Here is a 23,505-nt window from a genome sequence, read left to right as displayed (position 1 = left end):
TCCTAATCCATCAAACTATTTAAGTGTTCAAAGAAGGCAGGATAGCTAGTATTGATAGCTTCTGCTCTTTCCAATACAACTTCTCCATCTTTGGCCAACAAGGCGGCAATGGCAGTCATCATACCGATACGGTGGTCACCAAATGTATTGATTTCAGCACCATGTAAAGCAGTTGGTCCGTGAATAATCATACCATCTTCTGTTGGTTCAATAGTTGCTCCCATACTATTTAGAGCATCTGCAACAACCTGAATACGATCCGTTTCTTTAACTTTCAACTCCTCAGCATCACGAATAATCGTTGTTCCATGTGCTTGAGTCGCTAGTAAGGTAATAATTGGCAACTCATCAATCAAACGAGGTATCAATTCGCCTGCAATCTCCGTAGCCTTCAATTCCGACGTTTCAACTGTAATGGTAGCAGATTTTGCAAGTTCATCTATGTTAGAAAGAGTCATTTTACCGCCCATGGCTTTAATGACATCTAAAATACCAGTCCGAGTTTCATTGATTCCCACATTTTCAAGGACAATTTTTGAACCTGGTACGATTAAGCCAGCAACCAACCAAAAGGCGGCACTTGAAATATCGCCCGGAACTGTAATCTCTTGAGCAATAAACTCCTGACCACCTTGGATGCGGATTTCCTTGCCATTGACTTCCAACTGTCCACCAAACTGGACAATCATATCTTCTGTATGGTTGCGAGTCAACTCTTTTTCTACGATGACCGACTCTCCCTCAGCCTGCAAGGCAGCAAAAATCAGAGCTGATTTTACTTGGGCAGAGGCTACAGGGAGTTGGTAGCGAATTGGTTTTAAATTCTTATTCCCTTTGATGGTCAACGGAGGTAGGTCACGTTCAGTTTGTCCAGAAATCTCTACTCCCATTTGACTGAGTGGAATAGTCACTCGGTCCATAGGACGTTTGGATAAGGAATCATCACCAAACATAGTCGCCTCAAAATCTTGACCTGCTAAAACGCCTGAAATCAAACGAATCGAGGTTCCAGAATTTCCCATATCCAAATCATTTTTGGGTGCTTGAAGACCATCAAAGCCAACACCGTGTACTTCAACAATATCACCATTGTCTTCAATTTTTACACCCAAGTCACGAAAGACCTGCATGGTTGACAAGACATCTTCTCCACGCAAAATATCGTGGACACGGGTAACACCTTTTGCAAGGGAACCAAAAATAATAGAACGATGACTGATTGATTTATCACCTGGGACACGAATCGCACCCTGTAGTTTTTCTACGTTTTTTCTTAATTTCATACCCTTACCTCAAACTAGTATTACTTCCATTCTATCATATTTATTAAATATTTTCTGATTTTTATGACAATGACTTGCAAAAAAATCAATTTCCATTACATTTTTATCCAAAGTGTATGAATCAAAAATCGTTAACCTATTGTAAGTAAAATTTCTTAAATTTTCTTTATATAAAATATTCAGAATTTACTGTAAATTTCACACAAAATCATGAATATTGGTTTTAAATTCTTAAAAATAATGGTATAATTGAGAAATCTATAAATGAAAGAGGAAGACCTATTGTTTACACCAATCAGCGAAAAAATTGACATCAATCAAGTACGAGAACATTCAAAACTTTCTCCAGAAACACTTGCTAAAAAACAAGCTCGTGACCGTGAACTTGAAGCTATCTTAAAAGGTGAAGATGATCGTCTTCTCCTAGTAATTGGGCCATGTTCTTCTGACAATGAAGAGGCTGTCTTAGATTATGCTCACCGCTTGGCCAAGCTCCAAGAAGAGGTCAAAGATAAAATTTTCATGGTCATGCGCGTCTATACTGCCAAGCCACGTACCAATGGTGATGGTTATAAAGGACTCATGCACCAACCAGATACAGATGCTGCACCAAGCCTCATCAACGGAATCAAAGCAGTTCGTAACCTCCACTATCGTGTCATTACGGAAACAGGTTTAACTACTGCTGACGAGATGCTCTATCCTGAAAACCTGCCTTTGGTTGATGACTTGGTTTCCTACATCGCTATCGGAGCTCGTTCGGTTGAAAATCAGCAGCACCGCTTTGTAGCGTCAGGCATCGATGTTCCAACAGGCTTGAAAAATCCAACATCTGGTAACCTCAAAGTCATGTTCAACGGTCTTTTTGCTGCTCAGAAGAAGCAATCCTTCCTCTTCAACAATACTGAAGTTGAAACATCTGGCAATCCACTTGCTCACGTTATTCTTCGTGGCGCAGTCAATGAAAATGGTAAATACCTACCAAACTATTACTATGACAATCTTCTAGAAACCATTGAGCTCTATGACCAATTTGGCTTGAAAAATCCATTTATTATTATCGATACAAACCATGACAATTCTGGGAAAAATTATTTGGAACAAATCCGTATCGTCCGTCAAACCTTAATCAACCGTGACTGGAACGAATCCATTCGTAACTACGTTCGCGGATTTATGATTGAATCCTACATTGAAGACGGTCGCCAAGACAATCCAGACATCTATGGAAAATCCATCACAGACCCTTGCTTAGGCTGGGAAAAAACACAAGAACTCATCCGAGAAATTTACAACAGATAGGAAGATATTATGGGAATTCACAAACGTAGCACCAGTTTAGACATCGATAAAGTAAAGGAACTTTCCAAGTTAGAAGGAGAATTTCTGGCTGCAAAAAATCAGCGCGATGAAGAACTGAAAAGAATTATCCGAGGCGAAGATGACCGTCTGCTCTTGGTTATCGGCCCTTGCTCATCAGATAATGAAGAGGCCGTTCTAGAATATGCACGTCGTCTCTCTAAGCTTCAAGAGGAAGTCAAAGATAAAATCTTCATGGTCATGCGGGTTTACACAGCTAAACCACGTACCAATGGGGAAGGCTATAAAGGACTGGTTCATCAGCCAGATACTTCTAAATTACCAGACCTCATTAACGGAATTGCAGCCGTTCGTAATTTGCATTACCGTGTCATTACTGAGACCGGACTCACAACTGCTGATGAAATGCTCTACTCTGCCAACTACCCTCTTGTGGAAGACTTGGTGTCCTACCATGCTATCGGAGCACGTTCGGTTGAAGACCAAGAACACAGATTTGTTGCATCAGGTGTCGATATGCCAACTGGTATGAAAAACCCAACTTCTGGTAATTTGACCGTTATGTTCAATGCTATCTACGCCGCACAAAACAAACAGAACTTTATTTACCGCGATGCAGAAGTTGATACAGATGGCAACCCTCTCGCTCATGCTATCCTTCGTGGTGCCAATACTGAAAAGGGCGGTTATGAGCCAAACTACTACTATGATATTCTCTTGAAAACCATCAAACAGTATGAACAATTTGGTCTTAAAAATCCATTTATCGTAATTGATACCAACCACGACAATTCTGGTAAAAACTACCTGGAACAAATCCGTATCGTCCGTCAAACCCTCATCAACCGTGATTGGAATGAAGCCATTCGCAAATATGTCCGTGGTTTCATGATTGAATCCTACTTGGAAGACGGCCGTCAAGATAGCCCTGAGGTATTCGGAAAATCCATTACCGATCCTTGCTTGGGTTGGGAAAAAACGGAAGCTCTGATTCGTGAAATTCATCAAACTGTCTAATTCTTTCCTTAATTTTTTATAGGATAAATAATTTGGAGGTAAGCTATGAACATTGATGGTTACACTCGTCTTGCTGCCGTTGTTGCAAAGCCAATCAAACACACCATTTCCCCCTTCATTCATAATCTGGCTTTTAAGGAAACAGGTGTAAATGGTGTCTATGTCGCTTTGGAAATTCCAGAAGAGGATTTGGCTGCTACTCTTGAAAATATCAAACGCTACGATATGTTTGGCATCAATCTTTCCATGCCCTATAAACAAGCTGTCATTCCTTATCTAGATGATTTAACAGCCTCTGCACGCCTGATTGGCGCTGTCAATACTGTCATTCATCAGAACGGCTTACTAATCGGTCACAATACCGATGGCATTGGATTCTTCAAAAGTTTAGAAAAACTAAGAGGATTCCAAGTACGCAACAAGCGACTGACCATTCTAGGTGGTGGTGGTGCTTCTACTGCTATCATAGCTCAGGCTACATTGGATGGTGCAAAGGAAATTACTATTTTCTGCCGCCAACAAAGCTTGGAAAGAACACAGGCGAGTCTTACACCTATTGCTCAAGCAACTGGAGTTCCTATGCAGGTCCTAGCGCTCGAAGATAGCCAATTACTACAGGAACATATTGCCAACTCCGACTTACTAGTCAACGGAACCAGTGTAGGCATGGATGGGTATTCTCAACCTGTTCCTTCTACCATTCGCTTTCCTGAAAATCTTTTGGTTGCAGATGTGATCTATCAACCATTCGAAACACCTTTATTAAAACTAGCCCAATCTCAAGGCAATCCAACTATCAATGGTTTGGGCATGCTTCTCTTCCAAGCAGCTGAAGCCTTCCAAGCCTGGACTGGTAAGGAAATGCCGACTGACTTGATTTGGGACCAATTAGTCCAGAAATACGACATCAAATAGAGAGGAAATCTGATGAAACTGACCGTCAATCTTCCCCACAATCCCTACGACATCCTTATCCAAAGAGGAAGTTTAGCACAGACAGGTGCATGGGTCAAAGAACTTTGGAAACCTCAGAAAATCGCCATTATTACAGATGACCACGTTGGCTCACTCTACCGTGAAACAGTCCAGTCAAGCTTAGAACAAGCTGGTTTTGAAACCATTGCTTTTGAATTTCCAGAAGGTGAAGCCTCAAAAAATCTTGATACCGTCAACCAGGCCTACGAATTTCTCGTAAAAAATGGTATGACACGAAGTGATGGAATCATTGCTCTCGGCGGAGGAGTCGTTGGCGATTTGGCAGGTTTTGTCGCTTCTACCTATATGCGTGGTATCCATTTCCTACAAATCCCAACCAGCCTAACTGCCCAAGTCGATTCTTCTATCGGGGGAAAAACTGGCGTGAACACCCCATTTGCCAAAAATATGGTGGGGACCTTCTGCCAACCAGACGGCGTTCTCATTGACCCTGATACCCTCAAAACACTCGGCAAACGAGAATTGATTGAAGGAATGGGCGAGGTTGTCAAATATGGCTTAATAGATGATGTGGAGCTCTGGGAAACCCTAGACCAATTAGACGGCTCTGTCGAGAGCATTCTGGAGCATGCTGACTATATCATCTACCACTCCTGTGAAGTCAAACGCAAGGTTGTTGTCGAAGATGAATTAGACAACGGTGTCAGACTCTACCTCAACTTCGGTCACACGATTGGACATGCTATTGAAGCGACCGCTGGTTACGGCCAGGTCATGCACGGTGAAGCTGTTGCTATCGGTATGGTACAAATCTCACGCGCAGCTGAGAAAAAAGGACTGATGCCAGCTGGTATGACAGAAAAGATTATCGCCATGTGTGAAAAATTCGGCTTGCCGACTACACACCAACCTTGGAATGTAGATGAATTATACGCCGCCCTAACTCACGATAAAAAAGCACGTGGCAAGACCATCAAACTCGTCATCGTCCCTCAATCGGGACAGGCTGCCATCCATCAAATTCCAATGGAAGAAATGCTAGAATTTCTACAAGTATAGTCTTTTAGTACTCGCTTCAACTATCTGGTAGATAGTTGAAGGTTAGAAATAAGGAAACGGAGTTTCCTCTCACGTCGAAGTAATAAAAGAAATACTAAATGACAAGATAAGAAAAATGACTACTGATTCAAAATCATCAGTAGTCTTATTTTTTATAAAATCATTTCATCGTCAGTTAGCTTTTCACCACTGTTTTTGTAGAAAAGATCCATCAAGTTTTGAACGGTTAAGTTCTTCTTCTCTTCTCCTTCTACATCGACAACAATCTGACCACGGTGCAACATGACCAAACGATTACCATATTCAATGGCGTTTTCCATATTATGCGTAATCATCAGAGCTGTCAACTGGTGACTCTCGACAATCTTTTTAGTCAATTCCATGACCATATCGCTAGTTTTGGGATCAAGGGCCGCAGTGTGTTCGTCCAAGAGCAGAACTTTTGGTTTGACCAGCGAAGCCATCATCAATGTCAAGGCCTGACGTTGACCACCTGAAAGAAATTGCGTGTCAACCTTCATACGGTTTTCTAGTCCCAGACCAAGTTCTTTCAAGGCTTCCTTAAAAATAGCACGTTCACTATCCTTCACACCCCAGCCAAGACCACGTGACAATCCACGACGATAGGCAATAGCCATGTTTTCTTCAATGGTCAAGCGGGAAGCTGTTCCCATCTTAGGATCTTGGAAGACACGGCTGATGTCCTTAGAACGTTTGGCAGCTGAGACATACTTAATGGATTTACCTTCAAGCAAAATATCGCCCGAATCAACCGTCAAGGCACCTGCAAGTGAGTTCATGAAAGTTGATTTACCAGCACCATTACCACCGATAATGGAGATAAAATCACCCTCTTTTACATCTAAGTTCAACCCACGAAGGACATGGTTCTCATTAACTGTTCCAGCTTCGAAGGTTTTATGAATATTTTGAATTGATAAAATTGTAGACATGACTTCCTCCTAAGCATTTCCATTCAATTTTGGACGACGAATATTCAATTTCTTCTGCAATTCTGGCACATAGAGAACGGTTGCCAGAAGGATAGCTGAGAAGAGTTTAACAAGGTCTGCATCCATACCTGGAATTTCCAAAATCGCTAAGATAATCAAACGGTAAACAACTGCACCGAGAACAACCGATAGGAGTCTCCAACCCAGGCGTAAGTTACGCAAGATAACTTCTGCAATAATGACAGATGCTAGACCGATAACAATGGTACCAGTACCTGAATTGAGATCTGCATAGCCATTATTCTGAGTAAGAAGAGCTCCACAAAGGGCAATTAGACCATTCGACAACATATAGCCGTAGATTTTCATATTGTCTACATTGATACCATTGGCCTCACTCATTGGAATGTTATCCCCTGTTGAACGAATAGCTAGACCAATTTGTGTATTGAGCAAGAGCGTCAATAGGCCTACAACTGCTAGTACAAAGACCAGACCAATCACCAAAACAGCATTTGTTTTTGTCAAACCGAAATCCTGCAATTGGGTCACCAGTGTTTCTTGTTTGAGCAGGGCTACATTGGCTTTGCCTAATATTTTCAAGTTGATAGAGTAGAGACCTGTCAAGGTTACAATACCGGTCAAAAGGGCTGGAATTTTTAGTTTTGTATGAAGTAAACCAGAAATCAAGCCTGCACCCATACCAGCTACCATAGCCATAAAGGTTGCCAGTAAGGGATTCACTCCGTTCACAATCCCTGTCGCACAAACAGCAGCTCCAAGCGGATAAGACCCCTCAGCTGTCATATCAGCAATATCTAAAATACGAAACGTCAAGTAAACACCAATCGCCATAACTGACCAAAGCAAGCCTTGCGAGATACTTGATAAAATAATATCCACGATTTTCTCCTTTTTCTAAATTCGTAGTCAATACTAGGTTCTATCATACCGATCTTATTCAGATACAGCAAGCTTAGAAGTATCGATACCTAATTTCTGAGCCATTTCTTCATTAACGTGAAGACTGACGGTCTCTGGGTATTCTACCGCTGTTTCTGACACATTGGCTCCTTCGATAATCTTAATAGCCATTTTTGCAGTTTGACGACCTAAAGCTTCATAGTTGGTACCGTAAGTCAAAAGACCTCCTTCATCCACCATGTCCGTTGAACCACCGATGACAGGAACTTTATGCTCCACTGACAATTCACCGATCATGGTCATGGTTGAAGCGACAGTATTGTCTGTTGGAATAAAGAGAGCATCTACATCCTTCATCAAACTTGTTGTAGCATCTTGTACTTCATTAGTCGAAGTGATTCCTTTTACCACTACCTTATAACCTGCTTTTTCTAGCAATTCCTTAGCTTGCTCTACCTGGACTTCTGAATTACGTTCGCTAGTAGTGTACAAAATACCAACTGTCTTAGCATTCGGAACAGCTTGTCCTAGCAACTCAACCTGTTTGTCAATTGGAGCTTGATCAGAAGTACCTGTCAAAAGTCCACCTGGTTTTTCAATGGATTCTACCAAATCAGCTGACAAGGGATCTGTAACCGCAGTAAAGACAATCGGCGTTTCAGTAGACACAGTCGCTAAACTCTGGGCAGACGGCGTAGCGATTGCCAAGACAATATCATTTCCATCGATTAATTGTTCTGAAATGGTTTGAAGGTTAGCTTGATCACCTTGGGCATTTTGATAGTCCAAAACCAATTTTTCATCCTCTTTGTAGCCATTTGCTTCTAATTCCGCCACAAAACCCTCACGGGCAGCTGTCAATGATTCATGCTCCATATATTGGAGAACTCCAACTTTGACCACATCTGAGGAAGCTTGTTCTGATGATGAGGAACAAGCTGCAAGTGTTAGCAAACCCATACTTGCTACTGAAATAGTTGCCAATTTTTTTACTAGCTTATAATACATAAACGTTTCTTCTCCTAAATATTTTACTCTTCTAATGCTTTTATAGTCGCTGCATCAATACCAACAGCTTTAGCCATTTCTTCATTGACGGTAATAGCCGCTGTATTTGGTTTTGCAACTGCTAAATCAGCTGGCTTTTCACCCTTCAAAATCTTCACGGCCAATTCACCAGCTTGAACACCGATAGCATGGTAGTCGACACCGTAGGTAAATAGAGCTGCGTCAATAACTGCCGCGTCACTTCCCATAGCTGGAACTTTTGCTTCTTTTAAAATATCACCGATTGTTGAAGCTGTAGAGGCAACTGTGTTATCAGTTGGAAGATAGATAGCATCGACTTTTCCTGCAAGTGAAGTAATAGCTTGCTGAACATCGTTTGTAGTCGTAACTGTTGTCACTTCTACCTTTACACCTTTTGCTTCGAGTGCTTTTTTAGCCTGCTCAGCTTGAACTTCTGAGTTTACCTCGCTAGAATTGTAGAAAATACCGACAGTCTTCGCAGTTGGTACAACCTTGAGCAACATCTCGATTTGACCTTCCACATCAGTTGCATCAGTCGATCCCGTCATGGTCCCACCTGGTTTTTCCAATGATTCAACCAAACCTGCTTCAACTGGATCTGTGACAGCTGTGAATACACTTGATGTTTCACTATCTGCATTAAGCATGGCTTGGGCTGCCGGTGTTGCGATGGCAAAGTTAAGATCATTTTTCCCTGCCAATTTCTCAACCATTGTCTGTAAGTTTGCTTGATCACCTTGGGCATTTTGCAAATCAATCGTCAGATTTTCACCTTCCTTGTAGCCTGCTTCTTCGAGTGCCTCTACAAAGCCTTCACGAGCTGAGGTCAATGCTTCATGTTCAGCATATTGAATAATACCAACATTGACTGAACTTGAATCTGACGAATTGGAACTGCATGCAACAAGCGTTACTGCTGACAAAAGTGCCACTGAACTAAGTATAATTTTTTTAAATCCCATGATTATTCTCCTTTTATAAATATAATTGCAAACAAGAAAGGACCGCTTAGACTACACTCTAAACGGTCCTTATATTTCATCTGTATAGGAAAACAGAATGAATTATCCGTGCCATTTAGATGTATCATCTATGGGCACATGTCAAAATAGCTACAGCCACATAGATACAAACTTTACGTTCCCGTGTTTGCATCCATGTTTACCATGTCTACAAACACTATCTAAAATAGCCGTAGAAATAAGTATGATTAGCTGAATGATTTTGACACATTTGTAACATCTCTGTTTCCCTTTCTCATTTATTTGTAACTATCATAACTGTTTTCAAATTATTTGTCAATAGGAAATTGCGTAAATTTTCAGATTTTTCAAGTTTTTCGAATTTTTCTAAAAATAGACCCCTATATTATTAGCTATAAAACGACCTGTCAACAGCCGCAGCTATAACTCAATGCTTTCTTGTTTCTGGGATTGCTTGCACAGTAAATGGACTGTTCAAGGCGGGAGATATGCAACATCAGGTCAACAACGACTGATTTTGATTTTCGAAGGGTATAAATGACTATATTTGATGTCACAAAAAAGTCTGAACCTAAGCTCAGACCCTACTAAAACAATTATTTTACTTCAACTTTTTCAGTCCAAGGACATGCTGTAGTTGCTAGAACCTCGTTGAGTTCTTCTACGTTGCGGCGACCTTGATCTGCCAACCAAGCTTTGGCTGCTTCTTCACCCTCGCTTGCAAAGATGGCTACTGCATCCTTCCAAGTCGCCCGACCACAAAGAACACCATTAAAGCTTGAACCTGCTTCTTTGGCAAAGACAAGTGTTTCTTGGAAGAGTTTGGCAGATACACCTGCACTCAAATAAATGAATGGCAAGTGAGTGCTGTCTGTTTGTTCCTTGAAGAAGGCCTTAGCTTCCTCAACTGTATAGACTGGCTCTTCATCTGTGTAGCCTTCTACAAAGTTCATATTGACAGGCACTTCAACCTTGAGCACGTCGGCATTATAACGTGACTTACTAAATTCACGCATGGCACCATTGACCTTGTGTGGTTTGAGGGCTGCGTATTCACGAGAAGTCACATCCATATCGCTGGCATCGTAAGTCAAGATTTCGACGAAGTAAGGAATATCTTCTGCGATACACTCACTACCAATGCGTTCTACCCAAGCATGCTTAATGTCGTTGATTTCTGGCTTGTCATCTACATCATAGTAAAGCAAGATTTTTACGGCATCCGCTCCCAATTCTTTGATGCGTTTAGCTGACCAGTTTGGCAAAAGGTCTGGCAAACGACCTGGTGTGGACGCATCGTAACCTGTTTTTTCATAAGCTGCAATGAATCCACAATCTGCATGACGCAATTCTGAAGCTGGAACACCATACTCAGCATCCAAGAGGATAGAGCTTGCATAAGGGGTCAAATCGCTTGAAATGACTTTCTTGAAGTCAATCAAAATGTCATCTCCAAATTCGCCACCACCTGCTGCAGCAGCAAGTAAGCGTTTCAAAGCCCCCCGTTGGTCAATCGCCAAGGCCGCAATCACCTGATCGCTATTTGACAAGCGGGTCATGTGATTGAATTTAGCCTGAGAAAGTTGTAATTTTGTCATTAGTTTCCTCCTAAGAAATTTTATTAACCAAATCGTTTCACGCCATCTAGATAGGTCGCTTGTAAGCGTCCTGCATCATCTACGACGATAAAGTCTGCAGCTCGGCCTTCTGCAATCCGACCGCAAATATGGTCAATATTGACAGAGCGAGCTGGTGCCAGAGAGGCCATACGAAGGGCATCAGGTAGGGACACCAAGCCCCATTTCACAACATTCTGTACTGCTTCGATCAATTCTAAGATAGAACCTGCCAAACTACCACTTTCTTTTAAACGAGCAGTTCCATCTTTTACAACAACTTCAAATTCACCGAGGCGGGACTCCCCTTCACCCATACCGCCAGCTCGCATACAGTCCGTAATCAAAACAGTTTCCTCTACTCCACGTGCTTTGACCACGATTTCTGCCGCAGCTGGATGAACATGGTGTCCATCACAAATCATTTCCGCATAGACATTTTTTAAATTCAAAGTAGCTCCGACCATACCTGGTTCACGGTGATGAAGCCCACTCATCCCATTGTAAACATGGACGAAGATATTGGCACCAGCTTCTACTGCTGCTTCCGCTTGCGCATAGGTCGCATCGCTGTGAGCCAAGGCAGTATGAATTGCCTTGCTGTTAGCAAACTCGATGAATTCTTTAACACCTTCACGTTCTGGAGCAATGGCAATTTTATTGACTAAACCTTTCGATAAGCTGTGCCAGTTGTCCAACTTTTCAATGGATGGATCGCTCATGTACTTAGGATTTTGTGCTCCTTTGTATTTTTCTGTAAAGAAGGGACCCTCTAAGAAAATACCTTGAATCTTGGCGCCTGTTTCCTGCCCTGCATAAGTCCCAATCGTTTCACAAACTGCATCTAAATTTTCAGTCGTATCTGTTAAGGTCGTTGGAAGCCAAGAGGTCACCCCACAAGACAAGAGACCTTCTGAAATTACCTTGATCCCTTCAAAATCATTGTCCATAACATCGTGAGAAGCGTAGCCGTGGATATGTGTATCAACTAGCCCTGGTGCTAAATGAAAGTCAGAATAATCAACAATCTCCCCTTCAGGCTTTTCGGTCACAATCCTTCCAAACTGACCCTTGTCAGTGATTTCTAAATAGGCTGATTCGACCTCACTCTCTGGTAAAATAATAGATTTTGCTTTTATAAATACTGTCATACTATCTCCTTTATTGATATATATACTTATCAAACTGGTTATAACCATATACTAAATATATTGTAGAACTTCTATTAGAAAATGTCAAGTAATTACCATAACTTTATAAGAAATGGATGCTGTGAGAAGGTAGAAAAAAGAGTTCTTACTCCCCAAAGTACCGTTTCTAAATCTGTACTTGGAGATAAGAACTCTACGTAAGCAGTATATACTAGGCGTCAATCCACGACCTAACACCCTGCTCCTATCAAATATAAATATATTACAACAATTCGTTGAGAGGCTTGAAGATGATACGTTCCAAATCAGCTACATAAGTTCCCAATTGTTGTTGCTTGCTGAAATATTCCGTCAAAAGTGGATTTCCCTGAACTTTCTTGTTGAAATCCAACATTTTCTTTTGGTCAGCTTCAGTAGGAATTTCACCAGCCTGCAATTTAGATTGGATTTCTTTTTGGAAAGAAATATAACTTTCCAATATTTCTTTGGCTTCTGAATCCCCCTCAACTGAGACCTTAACGGCTTCCACCGCCTTATATTCAGGCAGGTTACGGATTGCACGTTCCAATTCATTTGCTATATCATAGATATTTGTTGACATAATTTTCTCCTAATCTAAATGAATTTTGTAAATCGTCTGCTCTCTTAAACGTTTCGCAGCGTCTTCCAAATTTCCCTTATTTTTAAACGTAATTTGTAAAATACCGTGTATATCTTCACGGTTCTCTTCATTGATACGAATATTGACAATGGAAATACCCCGTAAGACTTCCAAAACCTTCAAAATCGTATCTTCCTCATCAGGAACACTAAGGAATAAATCGTAGAAAGAATCAACACCTGCACGCTTGTGAATTTCCATGGCTTTACGAGTTTGACGTCCCTTATCAAAAAAGTCCCAAATTGCTTCTTGATTACCAGATCTGAGCACATCTGAAATTTCTGAAAGACGTTCTTGAAATTCCTCGATTCGATTTAGAATAGAATCCGCATTGGTTAGCAAAATGCTAGTCCACATGCTCGGCTCACTTTCCGCAATCCGTGTCATATCTCTAAATCCGCCAGCTGCAAAATTATTCGTAAAGGGATGTTCTTGCGCAAACTCTCCAGCTTGATGCATCAAACTAGAAGCCAATACGTGTGGAAAATGTGAAATTTGACTGGTCACACGGTCATGTTCTGCTGCATCAATCTGAACAAAACGTGCCCCCGTTCCAGATAACAAATCTGTCAATCGGGGAACCGCATCCCGCTTGGTAGCCTGACACGGTGTCATAATGTAGTAAGCATTCTCAAATAGATAGAGATCTGCTGCACTGGCACCAGATTTATGACTACCTGCCATAGGGTGGCCACCGATAAAATTAATTTGTCTTGGCGCCAAATGTTCCTCTGCAGCAGCCACAATTGCAGACTTCGTTGAACCTGCATCTGTAATCAAGACCGTATCCTTCAATTCAAGGGTACTAAATTCTTCAATTAAACGCAAAGAAACTTGAATTGGAACACAAAGAAGAATCACATCAGCCTGCTTTGCCACACCCTCCAATTCCGTTGACACCTCATCAACCATCCCCTTGCCCAAGGCAATTTGGCATGATTGTTCGTTAGGATCAAAGCCAATGAGGTGATAGTCAGGATGGTCTTTGCGAATACAGAGCGCAAGTGAACTTCCAATCAACCCTAGACCTACAATTAAAATCGTTTTTTTCATTAATTACCTAGAAATTTTTGACATAGTCGCGATGACTGGCTACTGCAGCTTTCAATTCCTCCATATTATCGGAAGAGAACTTCTCTAGGATTTCTGTCGCTAGAGTTGTAGCCACGACTGATTCCATGACCACACCAGCTGCTGGGAGAGCCGTTGGATCTGAACGCTCCACAGTAGCTTTATAAGGCTCATGGGTATCAATGTCAACCGACATCAATGGCTTATAGAGGGTCGGAATTGGTTTCATAACACCACGAATGATTAGGACCTCGCCATTGGTCATACCACCTTCGAAACCACCTAGATTATTGGTTCGGCGTGTATATCCTTTTTCTTGGGACCAGAGAATTTCGTCCATGACTTGGCTCCCTTTGAGATAGCCAGCTTGGAAGCCTACTCCAAATTCTACTCCCTTAAAAGCATTGATTGAAACAACAGCCTGCGCTAATTTTGCATCTAACTTTTTATCCCATTGCACATATGATCCCAAGCCAGCTGGAACTCCTCCAACAACAGTCTCAATCACTCCGCCAATAGTATCTCCATCTCGCTTGATTTGATCAATATAGGCTTTGATTTCTTCTTCACGCTCTTGGTTGACAATGGATACTTCTGACTGAGCTGCACGCTCTTTGATTTCTGCTACGCTTAAACCATCTGGGACATCAATTTCCTTCCCTCCGAAAACGACTACATGGTTAGCAATTTCAATATCCAACTCAGCCAAAATCCGTTTGGCAACCGCACCAACAGCTACACGCATAGTTGTCTCACGCGCACTAGAACGCTCCAAGGAATTACGCAAATCATCAAAGCGATATTTCATACCACCAACTAGGTCAGCATGTCCTGGTCGTGGATGTTTGATACGACGCTTACTTTTGAGCTTCTCTTCGATGTCCTCAACTGCCATAATATCCAACCATTTTTGATGGTCTTTATTGGTCACATTCAATGTAATCGGGGCACCGGTTGTCTTACCGTGACGAACACCAGCCGTAATCTCTACGCGATCTGTTTCAATCTGCATCCTACTACCACGACCGTATCCCCCCTGGCGACGTTTTAAATCTTCATTAATATCCTCAGCTGTTAAAGGAAGACCAGCTGGAACTCCCTCAATAATGGCTGTTAGACGTGGTCCATGAGACTCACCAGCTGTTAAATAACGCATACTTAATTCTCCAAAATTTCCAAAAACTTACGAGTATTGCCTAAAGACATCTGCCCAGGTGCAGATGTTTCATCTAAGCTGGCAAAAGTCCAGCAGGATCCTGTAATCACACCTGCAATACGCGTTAACTTCCCTAGTTCACCCATAGCGATTGTCGCAAATGTCTGCTCGGTGTTCAGCGATTTAAAACCACGAGTATAATTCATAACATCTAGGACGTCCTGCTCTGTCTTAGCCATTACAGCCATTTTAACAACAGCTGGTGACAGGCTAGTCAGTTCAGACATGATTTCCATATAATTAGACGGTGTTTCCTCAAAATTATGATAACTCAACACAAGATTAGGAAACTCCAACATCTGCTCAAAAACCGACTTATAAGAATAATATTCAAAATCAATATAATCTGGCTGATAAAGCGCTGCAACTTCTTTGATTAAATTAACATATTCTTGATCGTCCAAATCCAAGTGGCCACCTTCACGTGTTGTCCGAATGGTGAAAACCACTTCCTTACCATTACATTTTTCAAATATAGCAGGTGCTACTCTTAAAATATCATCTTTCGGAAGATAGTCTGCTCGCCATTCAACAATATCTGCCTCTGCTAGACGTTCTACATCAATGGCCTCTACCTCTTCCAGATTTCTAGGCATAATAGGAACTACTATTTTCATTTATCTACCTGTATCGTAAAGACCTTTAGGTAATTACTACTTTCATCATTTTTATTGATTACAAAATCGGCTGGCAAGCGATAACTTGCCTCATAACGGTATTTTCTAACACCAAAACCTTTTTCAATCTGCCGCTTAAATTTTTCGACAGAAACATTTGCAGCGTTGGTCGAAGCGATAATAGTTCCACCTGTATTTAGTATTTCCAAAGATTGAGAAATCAACTTGTGGTAATCTTTGGCTACTGAAAAGGTTTGTTTCTTATTTCGTGCAAAGCTTGGCGGATCCAAGACAATCACATCATAAGTCAAGCCTTTACGTTTGGCATATTTGAAATATTCAAATACATCCATTACTACAAAGTGATGATTATCTAAGTCTAAACTATTAACCTTAAAGTGAGCTTTAGAAAGTTCTCGCGAGCGTTTGGCTAAATCGACAGAAGTCGTTTCCCCTGCTCCGCCCATGGCAGCAGCAATAGAAAATGCTGCCGTGTACGAAAACATGTTCAAAAGTGACTTGCCTGCCGCCAGGCCATCCACCAAGGAACCACGTACTTCATGCTGATCCAAAAAGATTCCCGTCATCAGTCCATCATTCATAAAAACCTGATAGTGAACTCCATTTTCCAACACAGTGAAATACTCAGGGGCTTCTTCTCCATAAAGATGAGCAGACTCAAAGGCCAAACCTTTAAAACGAATCTTCTCATAAGCTCCTCTTACTTCGGGAAATACCTGTTGAAAGGCAGCAACAATCATCTCTTTGACAGAATAAATAAAGGTATTATACCATGAAAAAACTGCGTATTCATCATACAGGTCAACCGTCATTCCACCAAAATTATCTCCATCTTGATTAAATAAACGAAAAGCATTCGTCATCTCAGATTGATAAAAATGTTGACGTTTCTGTTTGGCATCCACGAATAATTTAACAAAAAAATCCATGGTCAAGTCTTGGTTGCTTCTACTAAACAGCCAGCCTATTCCCTTATTCTGCTTAGACAAATAAGCCTGACCTAAATAGCTTCCAGATTCTGAATACAAAACAGCCAGCCTGTCATCATCAAACGAAAAACCTGAAAAATCAGCGCTATCCAAGAGTTGAATCCCTCTGTTTATTTTCTGTTCTGCAATACGGTTTACCTTTATTTTCATAGAATTATTATAACATGTTTCTTCATATATGCCAAAAAAACTCTAAACTTTGAGGCTTATTTTAAAATTATGGTATAATGAACTAAGCTTTTAGAAAGGACCATGAGGTTTTATTGTGAAAAAACTAATTGACTACGTCAAGAAGAGCGGACAAACTCGACTTGGCTTCGTCTTGATTTTGCTGATCATTTACTGGCTCAAAACACTCTGGGCCTACTATGTTGATTTTAATTTAGATACCCAAGGATTTTTCCAAAATTTTATCGCTATTATGAATCCTCTACCAGTAGGGATTTTATTGCTTGGTCTCTCGCTTTATATAAAGAATACGAAAGCATTCTATAGTGTAGCGATGACCATTTATATTGTTCTTTTCGCCTGGCTCTTTTCAAATGCAGTCTATTATAGAGAATTTTCCGATTATATCTCCATTTCTACCATGATGGCTACCTCTAGCGTATCTGCTGGACTAGGAGAAGCAGCTCTTAAGTTATTTAGGCTATGGGACATTGTCTATTTTCTTGATTTTATAGCTTTTGGTTTCTTAGTCTACCGTAAGGCATTTCACTGGGACAAAACTCCATTTCATAAAAAATCTAGCTTTGCCATCACAGCCTTTTCAGTATTATTGTTCTCTATCAATCTCTTTTTAGCAGAAATTGATAGACCTGAGCTACTTACGAGAGGATTTTCTAATACTTATATCGTCAGAGCCCTTGGGTTACCAGCTTTCCTTGGCTACAATGCTAATCAAACCTACAATGCCCATAGGGATCGCTCTGGGGCCACTGCCTCAGACCTGGAGCCTGTAAAACAATATATTACAGAACATTATGCTCAACCGAATGACAACTACTTCGGTATTGCCAAAGGGCGAAATGTTATCTATCTCCACCTAGAAAGCTTACAACAATTTGTTATTGACTATAAGTTGAACGTCAATGGTGTCGAATACGAAGTCACACCTTTCCTCAATTCTCTGTATCATTCTAGCTCTACTCTCGCCTTTTCTAATTTCTTTAACCAAGTGAAGGCAGGTAAAACCTCTGATGCCGAAACCATGATTGAAACCTCACTTTTTGGACTCAATCAAGGCTCTTTCATGGTCCAATATGGTGGAAGCAATACCCAGCAAGCTGCACCATATATTCTCTCTCAAAATGGTGGCTATACATCTGCTGTATTCCACGGTAACGCAGCCAGTTTCTGGAATAGGAACAACACCTATAAACAGTGGGGTTACAATTACTTCTTTGATCAATCCTACTTCTCTGAAGCCACTGCTGAAAATTCATTCCAATACGGTCTGAATGATAAAATCATGTTTGCCGACTCTATCCAATACCTTGAACATTTACAGCAACCCTTCTATACCAAATTTATCACGGTTTCCAACCACTACCCCTATACAACCAGCTTGATTGGGGATGAAATCGGCTTTCCATTAGCCAATACAGATGATGAAACCATTAATGGCTATTTTGCTACTGCAAACTATCTCGATGCATCCATAAAGGCATTTTTCGATTACTTAAAAGCGACTGGCTTGTACGAAAACTCCGTCATCGTTCTCTATGGTGATCACTATGGGATTTCTAATTCACGCAATCCTGACTTGGCACCGTTGATTGGAAAAGATTCACAGACTTGGTCAGATTTTGACAATGCCATGATGCAACGTGTTCCATATATGATTGTTGTACCTGGAATGACCAACGGTGGGATTTTTGATACCTATGGTGGTGAGATTGATGCACTTCCTACTCTCGAACATCTTTTAGGAATCAAATCCGATAACTATCTCCAAGTTGGTCAAGACCTACTTTCCAGCCAACACAGCCAAATTGTGGCTCTTCGAACCGCTGGCAGTTTCATCACACCAAAATACACTAGCTACGAAGGTAAAATCTACTATACAGAAACTGGTCTTGAAATTACAAATCCAGATGAGACAACTCAAAAAGAAATTGATGCAATTAAAGAAGCTACTGCAGCACAACTAGCGACTAGCGATGCCATTCAAACTGGTGATCTTATCCGATTCTTCGACAATGGATTGCCAGCCTTAGATTCAAGTCAATATAACTACATTGACTCATTGGCTGCCGAGATTGCACTGGAGAATAAACTTGGTACACAATCGACAAGTTTGTATAGTAAAAACGGCAATAAATCAACAATTGAACTATTTAAAGCACCAAGCTACCTAGAACTTCACGGTAGTACAACTGCTACTAGCACACCAAATACTGGTACAAGCACTAGCTCAACAAGTACCAGTTCAAATTCGCAGTAATACACTAAAAGGCTTAGAATCATGTCAGTTACTACATTGATTCTAAGCCTTTTTATACTCAATGAAAATCAAAAATAGGCTAGGCGACGCAGATGCAGATAGAACTGAAGTTCATCAAATCAAGTCAACAACGTCTGATTTTAATTTTCGAAGAGTATTAGACCACTATTTCAAATCACTCATCTCTATTCCATCAAGGAAATATAGAATCCTCACTAGGCTCTTCCCCTGCTGATGGATTCTTAGGGACATCTATGGGTGCAACAGTACTACTTTCAGTTGCTTTTGTATCTTCTGTTGCAATGTCTGTTACATTTTCTACTTCTAGGCTAGGTGTCAACAAATCATCTAACCAGCTATCTGCGTTCTCTTCTCCATTAGGGACATCTGGAGTATTCGGCAGTGGATTTCCAGGCAACCAAGTGTTCCCGTTCTCAGCTGTTCCGTCTTTGCTATCACTTTCAACTTTATCAAAATGAATATCGTGGACAGTATCTTTCAAAATAGGTGTGTCCCATGCTACATTTGGAATAATTGGTTTTGTATAATCTCGTTTATAACCTTTATCACTCTTCAAAGATGGCGGAAAAATTCCAGCTTGGTTCAATGTTAACCCTTTTCTGACAAGGTAAACAACTGTTTTACTAGTTCCCAAATGGGTCTGAAGTTGACCGCCTTCACCTGCTCGAAATGCAAGAGCTACATAATTCTTTGGATCATGCCAATGGTAATTTGGATGTCTACTTGGATCATTGATGTCCGTTGGATTATCCGTATTTTCGGCAATATATGGCCCTATACGAGGAGCTGTTGTCCCAAATGCTGCCAAGCTCGTTGTGGCACTAACATAATCTGTATCTTTTTCTCCACCGGTAATAACTGTCCTAAACTCGATGAATTCATAATCTTTACTTGGAATCGGTTCTGGTACAACAAGCCCCTGCTCCTTAGCTTGTTTCCAAGTTAAGTCAGATTTCACAAAGTATATGACCCCTGCTCGAATCTCACCATTTAATTTTAAACGACCATTGGCTATCGCACTATATTTAACAGGTACATAGTCTGATAAATCAATATTTGAAACATCATCACTTGGAGTGTAAATATTTTTTGTCGGCTTACGATAAACAGTATCAAAATCAGCATAAAAACTTTGATGTTCTCTTGCCATCTTGCCAGACTTTGGCAAAGTAGCATTCCAACCATTGAAGACGCGTCCCTTTTGTCGAAGGGTCTGCGGATAGGTGATGTTCAAATCCTCCCAGTTTAAATCTTTACGAACCAAATAATAAACTCTCTTCGTTTTTTTACCATTAACGACAAAATCACCAAAATCACTATTTGTACTGAATGTTACTAGAATGAAATTTTTAATATCCTGAAGACCTTCCGGATGATACTTTTGATGGACACCATTACGTGTTAAATTTTCTGTTGAACCTTCTGTATAAAAAGGCCCATATACCGATTGTTTCTCAATAGCAAGATTTACCGTTTCGGTCTTAACATCACGCTCAGGATCATCTGGCAAACTAGGATCAATTTTATAAACGTGCGCATGGTCCCCGTGGCGTACAACTCATATGGTTCCCATCAATTGTAATGTCCTCACGTTTTACTTTAAAACGATCCATGTACTGCTTAATGAGACGTTCTTTTCTCTGTTCAAGAGTTTCTCCATCCTTTTGCTTAAGAATACGATCCTCTGGACTTTCAAACGGCTTCCTTGTATCAATTTCCTTTAATAAAACAATATGTGTATGATCTCCATGCGGATACTCTAATCCAATTTGACCGTCAACGATGACTTTCTTAAGACGTGACGGCTCTAAATTCAGTTCTTTTGCTAAATAGTCCAATTTGGTTTGATACTCAAAATTTTCTACCTCAGGTTGTAACTTCTTATCCGATTCAACACTTGGTTTATACTGGTTCACAAGATAAGACCATTTACTCTTTTTCAATGTTTCAAAATGAATAAGATGCAAATGTTTCCCATGCCTTACTAGAATCCCGGTTTCCGTTACACCGCTGATATTTTGCCCATCAAACAAGAAACCATCACTCGTTTGAAAATCAATCCCCGGAATCCCTTCCTGTTGGTGAACGATAGGAAGAGTTGGCGATTGACGACTATCAGAGGTCAATTGCCTGTGTATCGTACCACCTAAGCTTGATTTTAAAATATAGTGATAATGATCCCCATGCCGAACAGTATAGCCATTTGCATCCTCTGCGACAATATCTTTAGGATCAAAAACGTATTCATCTTCGGTCTGTTTCGATCCTGACGATAATTGACTTCTATTAGGTTGTGAAGAATGTGTTTTTTCTTGATAGTTCTCAGGAATTAAATAAGCCCATTTTGTATTCTTTAAATCTGAATAAAAGAAAAAGTGCTTATGATCGCCATGATTGACAATAATTCCTAAATCAGTTTTTTCCTCAATTTGTGATTCATCAGTGAGTAAAAAACCATCATCCGTCGCCTTATCAATCCCTGGAACTTCCTTTTTCGAATCTGAAGGAATCTCTTTTGATTGCTTTGATTGCGATGTTTCGATGCTTGTTATTTTTTGATGGCTCGATTGCTCTTTATAATTAGACACTCGATAGGTTAGCAATGCTACAGCACAAATAAGCGATACTCCTGCTACATAAAGCAAAGTCTTACCTTGTTTCATATCACTATTTCTCTCCTTACTTACTATTATATTTATATTATTGACATGATAAATGGATTCTACCATTGTAGAATGCCATCTCCATATCCATTTACTTCATAAAATAAAATTTGTCGCCTTTTTAATTTACCAGTTAAGTATATCATTCATATTGAAATTTAGCAAGCCATGAGCAGATTAAAACAAAATAAAGAGCTTGGTACACAGACCAAACTCTTTATTTTATATACTTATTTAGCAAGTTTTGCTTTAGCAGCATCTGCAAGAGCTGTGAAAGCTGCTGCATCGTTTACTGCCAAATCAGCAAGCATTTTGCGGTTTACTTCGATTTCAGCCAATTTCAAACCGTGCATCAATTGTGAGTATGACAAACCGTTCATGCGAGCAGCCGCGTTGATACGAGTGATCCACAATTTACGGAAATCACGTTTTTTCTGACGGCGGTCACGGTATGCATAGTAGTAAGAGTTCATTACTTGTTCTTTCGCAGTGCGGAACAAGAGATGTTTAGCTCCGTAATAACCTTTAGCTAATTTTAAAATACGTTTACGGCGTTTACGAGAAACAACGCCACCTTTAACACGTGCCATTTAATTTTCCTCCAAATAATCTAAATTCTAGTAGTCGGCTTATTTCAAACCTGTAAGCATTGATTTGATACGCTTGAAGTCACCAGCATGTACCATACCTGCTTTACGAAGGTGACGACGTTGTTTTTTAGTTTTACCGTGGAAACGGTGTGAAGTATAAGCGCGGAAGCGTTTCAATCCACCAGAACCTGTACGTTTGAAACGTTTAGCTGATGCGCGGTGAGTTTTTTGTTTTGGCATGTTAATTCTCCTTTTGCTTAAAAAGCTTATTTTTTATCTGAAGCTGGGGCCAATTGCATAAACATTTGACGTCCGTCCATCTTAGCGCGTTGTTCGATAATGGCAATATCTTGGGTTGCTTCAGCGAACTCAGCTAATACTTTCGCTCCAACTTCTTTGTGGGTAATCATACGACCCTTGAAACGGATCGAAACCTTAACCTTATTTCCTTTTTCAAGGAATTTACGGGCATGACGAAGTTTTGTCTCGAAGTCCCCTTTATCAATAACTGGACTTAGACGCACTTCTTTTACAGTGACAACACTTTGTTTTTTGCGTTGTTCTTTCTGTTTCTTCTGATATTCAAATTTGAACTTACCGTAGTCCATAATTTTCGCTACTGGTGGTTTAGCTTGTGGTTGAATCAATACTAAATCCACGTTGGCGCTATCAGCAATGGCCTGAGCCTCATTGAGCGGTTTGATTCCCAACTGTTCACCCTCAAGACCGATAAGACGAACTTCACGCACTCGAATTTCATCATTGATGAACAAATCTTGCTTTGCTATGGCTTTTCACCTCATTTTATATTTTTCGAGAAAAACGAAACGGACTTGCTAAACAAGTCCGCACTACACCATTATTCTTTCCGAAGAAATCTTAATCCGTAGAGCCAGACAACGTTAGTCGCAAGGCGAGAAGCTCTCACTTCTGCTTTTC

General features: G+C 40.6%; 20 protein-coding genes, 1 pseudogene and 1 other annotated feature (1 of these 22 cut by a window edge). Of the genes and pseudogenes, 5 read left to right on the top strand and 16 right to left on the bottom strand.

Annotation, left to right across the window (positions count from 1 at the left end; translation table 11 throughout):
• Positions 1–2 precede the first annotated feature (2 nt).
• Complete coding sequence (aroA, locus tag K5Q22_RS03600) at positions 3–1,283, bottom strand: 3-phosphoshikimate 1-carboxyvinyltransferase (RefSeq protein WP_205013560.1); 1,281 nt, start codon at positions 1,281–1,283, stop codon at positions 3–5.
• Positions 1,284–1,547: 264 nt separating this feature from the next.
• On the opposite strand from aroA, the gene K5Q22_RS03595 reads away from it, so the two are divergent.
• Genes K5Q22_RS03595 through aroB form a run of 4 tightly spaced genes read left to right on the top strand, consistent with a single transcriptional unit; the run spans position 1,548 to position 5,615 of the window.
• Positions 1,548–2,585 (top strand): 3-deoxy-7-phosphoheptulonate synthase, encoded by a 1,038-nt coding sequence (locus tag K5Q22_RS03595; RefSeq protein ID WP_044673447.1) that lies wholly within the window; start codon positions 1,548–1,550, stop codon positions 2,583–2,585.
• A gap of 9 nt (positions 2,586–2,594) precedes the next feature.
• Entirely contained in the window at positions 2,595–3,620 is a 1,026-nt protein-coding gene (locus tag K5Q22_RS03590; protein WP_024407365.1) for a 3-deoxy-7-phosphoheptulonate synthase, read from the top strand.
• 45 nt (positions 3,621–3,665) lie between these two features.
• On the top strand, positions 3,666–4,535 hold the full coding sequence (locus tag K5Q22_RS03585; protein ID WP_205013559.1) for a shikimate dehydrogenase: 870 nt from the start codon (positions 3,666–3,668) through the stop codon (positions 4,533–4,535).
• A gap of 12 nt (positions 4,536–4,547) precedes the next feature.
• The gene (gene aroB, locus K5Q22_RS03580) at positions 4,548–5,615 is read left to right on the top strand and encodes a 3-dehydroquinate synthase (RefSeq protein ID WP_205013558.1); all 1,068 of its coding nucleotides are present in this window, start codon (positions 4,548–4,550) and stop codon (positions 5,613–5,615) included.
• A 152-nt stretch (positions 5,616–5,767) separates the two neighbouring features.
• Here aroB and K5Q22_RS03575 read toward each other — a convergent pair whose 3' ends face one another.
• The 11 genes from K5Q22_RS03575 to K5Q22_RS03525 all read right to left on the bottom strand — a co-directional run bounded on the left by K5Q22_RS03575 (position 5,768) and on the right by K5Q22_RS03525 (position 16,996).
• Complete coding sequence (locus tag K5Q22_RS03575) at positions 5,768–6,568, bottom strand: ABC transporter ATP-binding protein (RefSeq protein WP_012027210.1); 801 nt, start codon at positions 6,566–6,568, stop codon at positions 5,768–5,770.
• 9 nt (positions 6,569–6,577) lie between these two features.
• A complete protein-coding gene (locus K5Q22_RS03570) occupies positions 6,578–7,471 on the bottom strand; it encodes an ABC transporter permease (RefSeq protein ID WP_002940642.1) in 894 nt (297 codons plus the stop codon).
• Positions 7,472–7,525: 54 nt separating this feature from the next.
• Positions 7,526–8,500 (bottom strand): ABC transporter substrate-binding protein, encoded by a 975-nt coding sequence (locus K5Q22_RS03565; protein ID WP_205013557.1) that lies wholly within the window; start codon positions 8,498–8,500, stop codon positions 7,526–7,528.
• A gap of 23 nt (positions 8,501–8,523) precedes the next feature.
• Complete coding sequence (locus tag K5Q22_RS03560; RefSeq protein WP_105121769.1) at positions 8,524–9,483, bottom strand: ABC transporter substrate-binding protein; 960 nt, start codon at positions 9,481–9,483, stop codon at positions 8,524–8,526.
• 617 nt (positions 9,484–10,100) lie between these two features.
• Positions 10,101–11,102, bottom strand: coding sequence for a tagatose-bisphosphate aldolase (gene lacD, locus K5Q22_RS03555; RefSeq protein ID WP_013730422.1), 1,002 nt, complete (start codon positions 11,100–11,102; stop codon positions 10,101–10,103).
• Positions 11,103–11,125: 23 nt separating this feature from the next.
• Positions 11,126–12,271 carry an N-acetylglucosamine-6-phosphate deacetylase gene (gene nagA / locus K5Q22_RS03550; protein ID WP_205013556.1) on the bottom strand — a complete coding sequence of 382 codons (1,146 nt, stop codon included), beginning with the start codon at positions 12,269–12,271 and terminating at the stop codon, positions 11,126–11,128.
• 262 nt (positions 12,272–12,533) lie between these two features.
• Complete coding sequence (locus tag K5Q22_RS03545) at positions 12,534–12,872, bottom strand: YlbF/YmcA family competence regulator (protein WP_024401417.1); 339 nt, start codon at positions 12,870–12,872, stop codon at positions 12,534–12,536.
• A gap of 9 nt (positions 12,873–12,881) precedes the next feature.
• Entirely contained in the window at positions 12,882–13,985 is a 1,104-nt protein-coding gene (locus K5Q22_RS03540) for a prephenate dehydrogenase (RefSeq protein ID WP_205013555.1), read from the bottom strand.
• 7 nt (positions 13,986–13,992) lie between these two features.
• Positions 13,993–15,159 (bottom strand): chorismate synthase, encoded by a 1,167-nt coding sequence (gene aroC / locus K5Q22_RS03535; RefSeq protein ID WP_024407373.1) that lies wholly within the window; start codon positions 15,157–15,159, stop codon positions 13,993–13,995.
• A 2-nt stretch (positions 15,160–15,161) separates the two neighbouring features.
• A complete protein-coding gene (aroD, locus tag K5Q22_RS03530; RefSeq protein WP_002940621.1) occupies positions 15,162–15,836 on the bottom strand; it encodes a type I 3-dehydroquinate dehydratase in 675 nt (224 codons plus the stop codon).
• Entirely contained in the window at positions 15,833–16,996 is a 1,164-nt protein-coding gene (locus K5Q22_RS03525) for a class I SAM-dependent rRNA methyltransferase (RefSeq protein ID WP_136628889.1), read from the bottom strand. Before K5Q22_RS03525 ends, aroD begins: the two co-directional genes overlap by 4 nt.
• A gap of 115 nt (positions 16,997–17,111) precedes the next feature.
• Between K5Q22_RS03525 and K5Q22_RS03520 the strand changes: the two genes are divergently transcribed.
• Positions 17,112–19,292 carry an LTA synthase family protein gene (locus tag K5Q22_RS03520; protein WP_205013554.1) on the top strand — a complete coding sequence of 727 codons (2,181 nt, stop codon included), beginning with the start codon at positions 17,112–17,114 and terminating at the stop codon, positions 19,290–19,292.
• 193 nt (positions 19,293–19,485) lie between these two features.
• Here the strand turns inward: K5Q22_RS03520 and K5Q22_RS03515 are convergent.
• The 4 genes and pseudogenes from K5Q22_RS03515 to infC form a co-directional block, all read right to left on the bottom strand.
• Positions 19,486–21,976 (bottom strand): annotated as a pseudogene (locus K5Q22_RS03515) (pneumococcal-type histidine triad protein).
• Positions 21,977–22,206: 230 nt separating this feature from the next.
• On the bottom strand, positions 22,207–22,566 hold the full coding sequence (gene rplT / locus K5Q22_RS03510) for a 50S ribosomal protein L20 (RefSeq protein ID WP_012028296.1): 360 nt from the start codon (positions 22,564–22,566) through the stop codon (positions 22,207–22,209).
• A gap of 39 nt (positions 22,567–22,605) precedes the next feature.
• Complete coding sequence (gene rpmI / locus K5Q22_RS03505) at positions 22,606–22,806, bottom strand: 50S ribosomal protein L35 (RefSeq protein ID WP_012027223.1); 201 nt, start codon at positions 22,804–22,806, stop codon at positions 22,606–22,608.
• 26 nt (positions 22,807–22,832) lie between these two features.
• On the bottom strand, positions 22,833–23,339 hold the full coding sequence (infC, locus tag K5Q22_RS03500) for a translation initiation factor IF-3 (RefSeq protein ID WP_002940606.1): 507 nt from the start codon (positions 23,337–23,339) through the stop codon (positions 22,833–22,835).
• Between the two features lie 40 nt (positions 23,340–23,379).
• Positions 23,380–23,505: a sequence feature (ribosomal protein L20 leader region), on the bottom strand; it runs 3 nt beyond the window's last position.

The organism is Streptococcus sp. 2018162 (genome assembly GCF_019754175.1).
GTDB classification, from domain to species: Bacteria; Bacillota; Bacilli; order Lactobacillales; family Streptococcaceae; genus Streptococcus; species Streptococcus hashimotonensis.
This window is presented reverse-complemented; position numbering and strand designations above follow the sequence as displayed.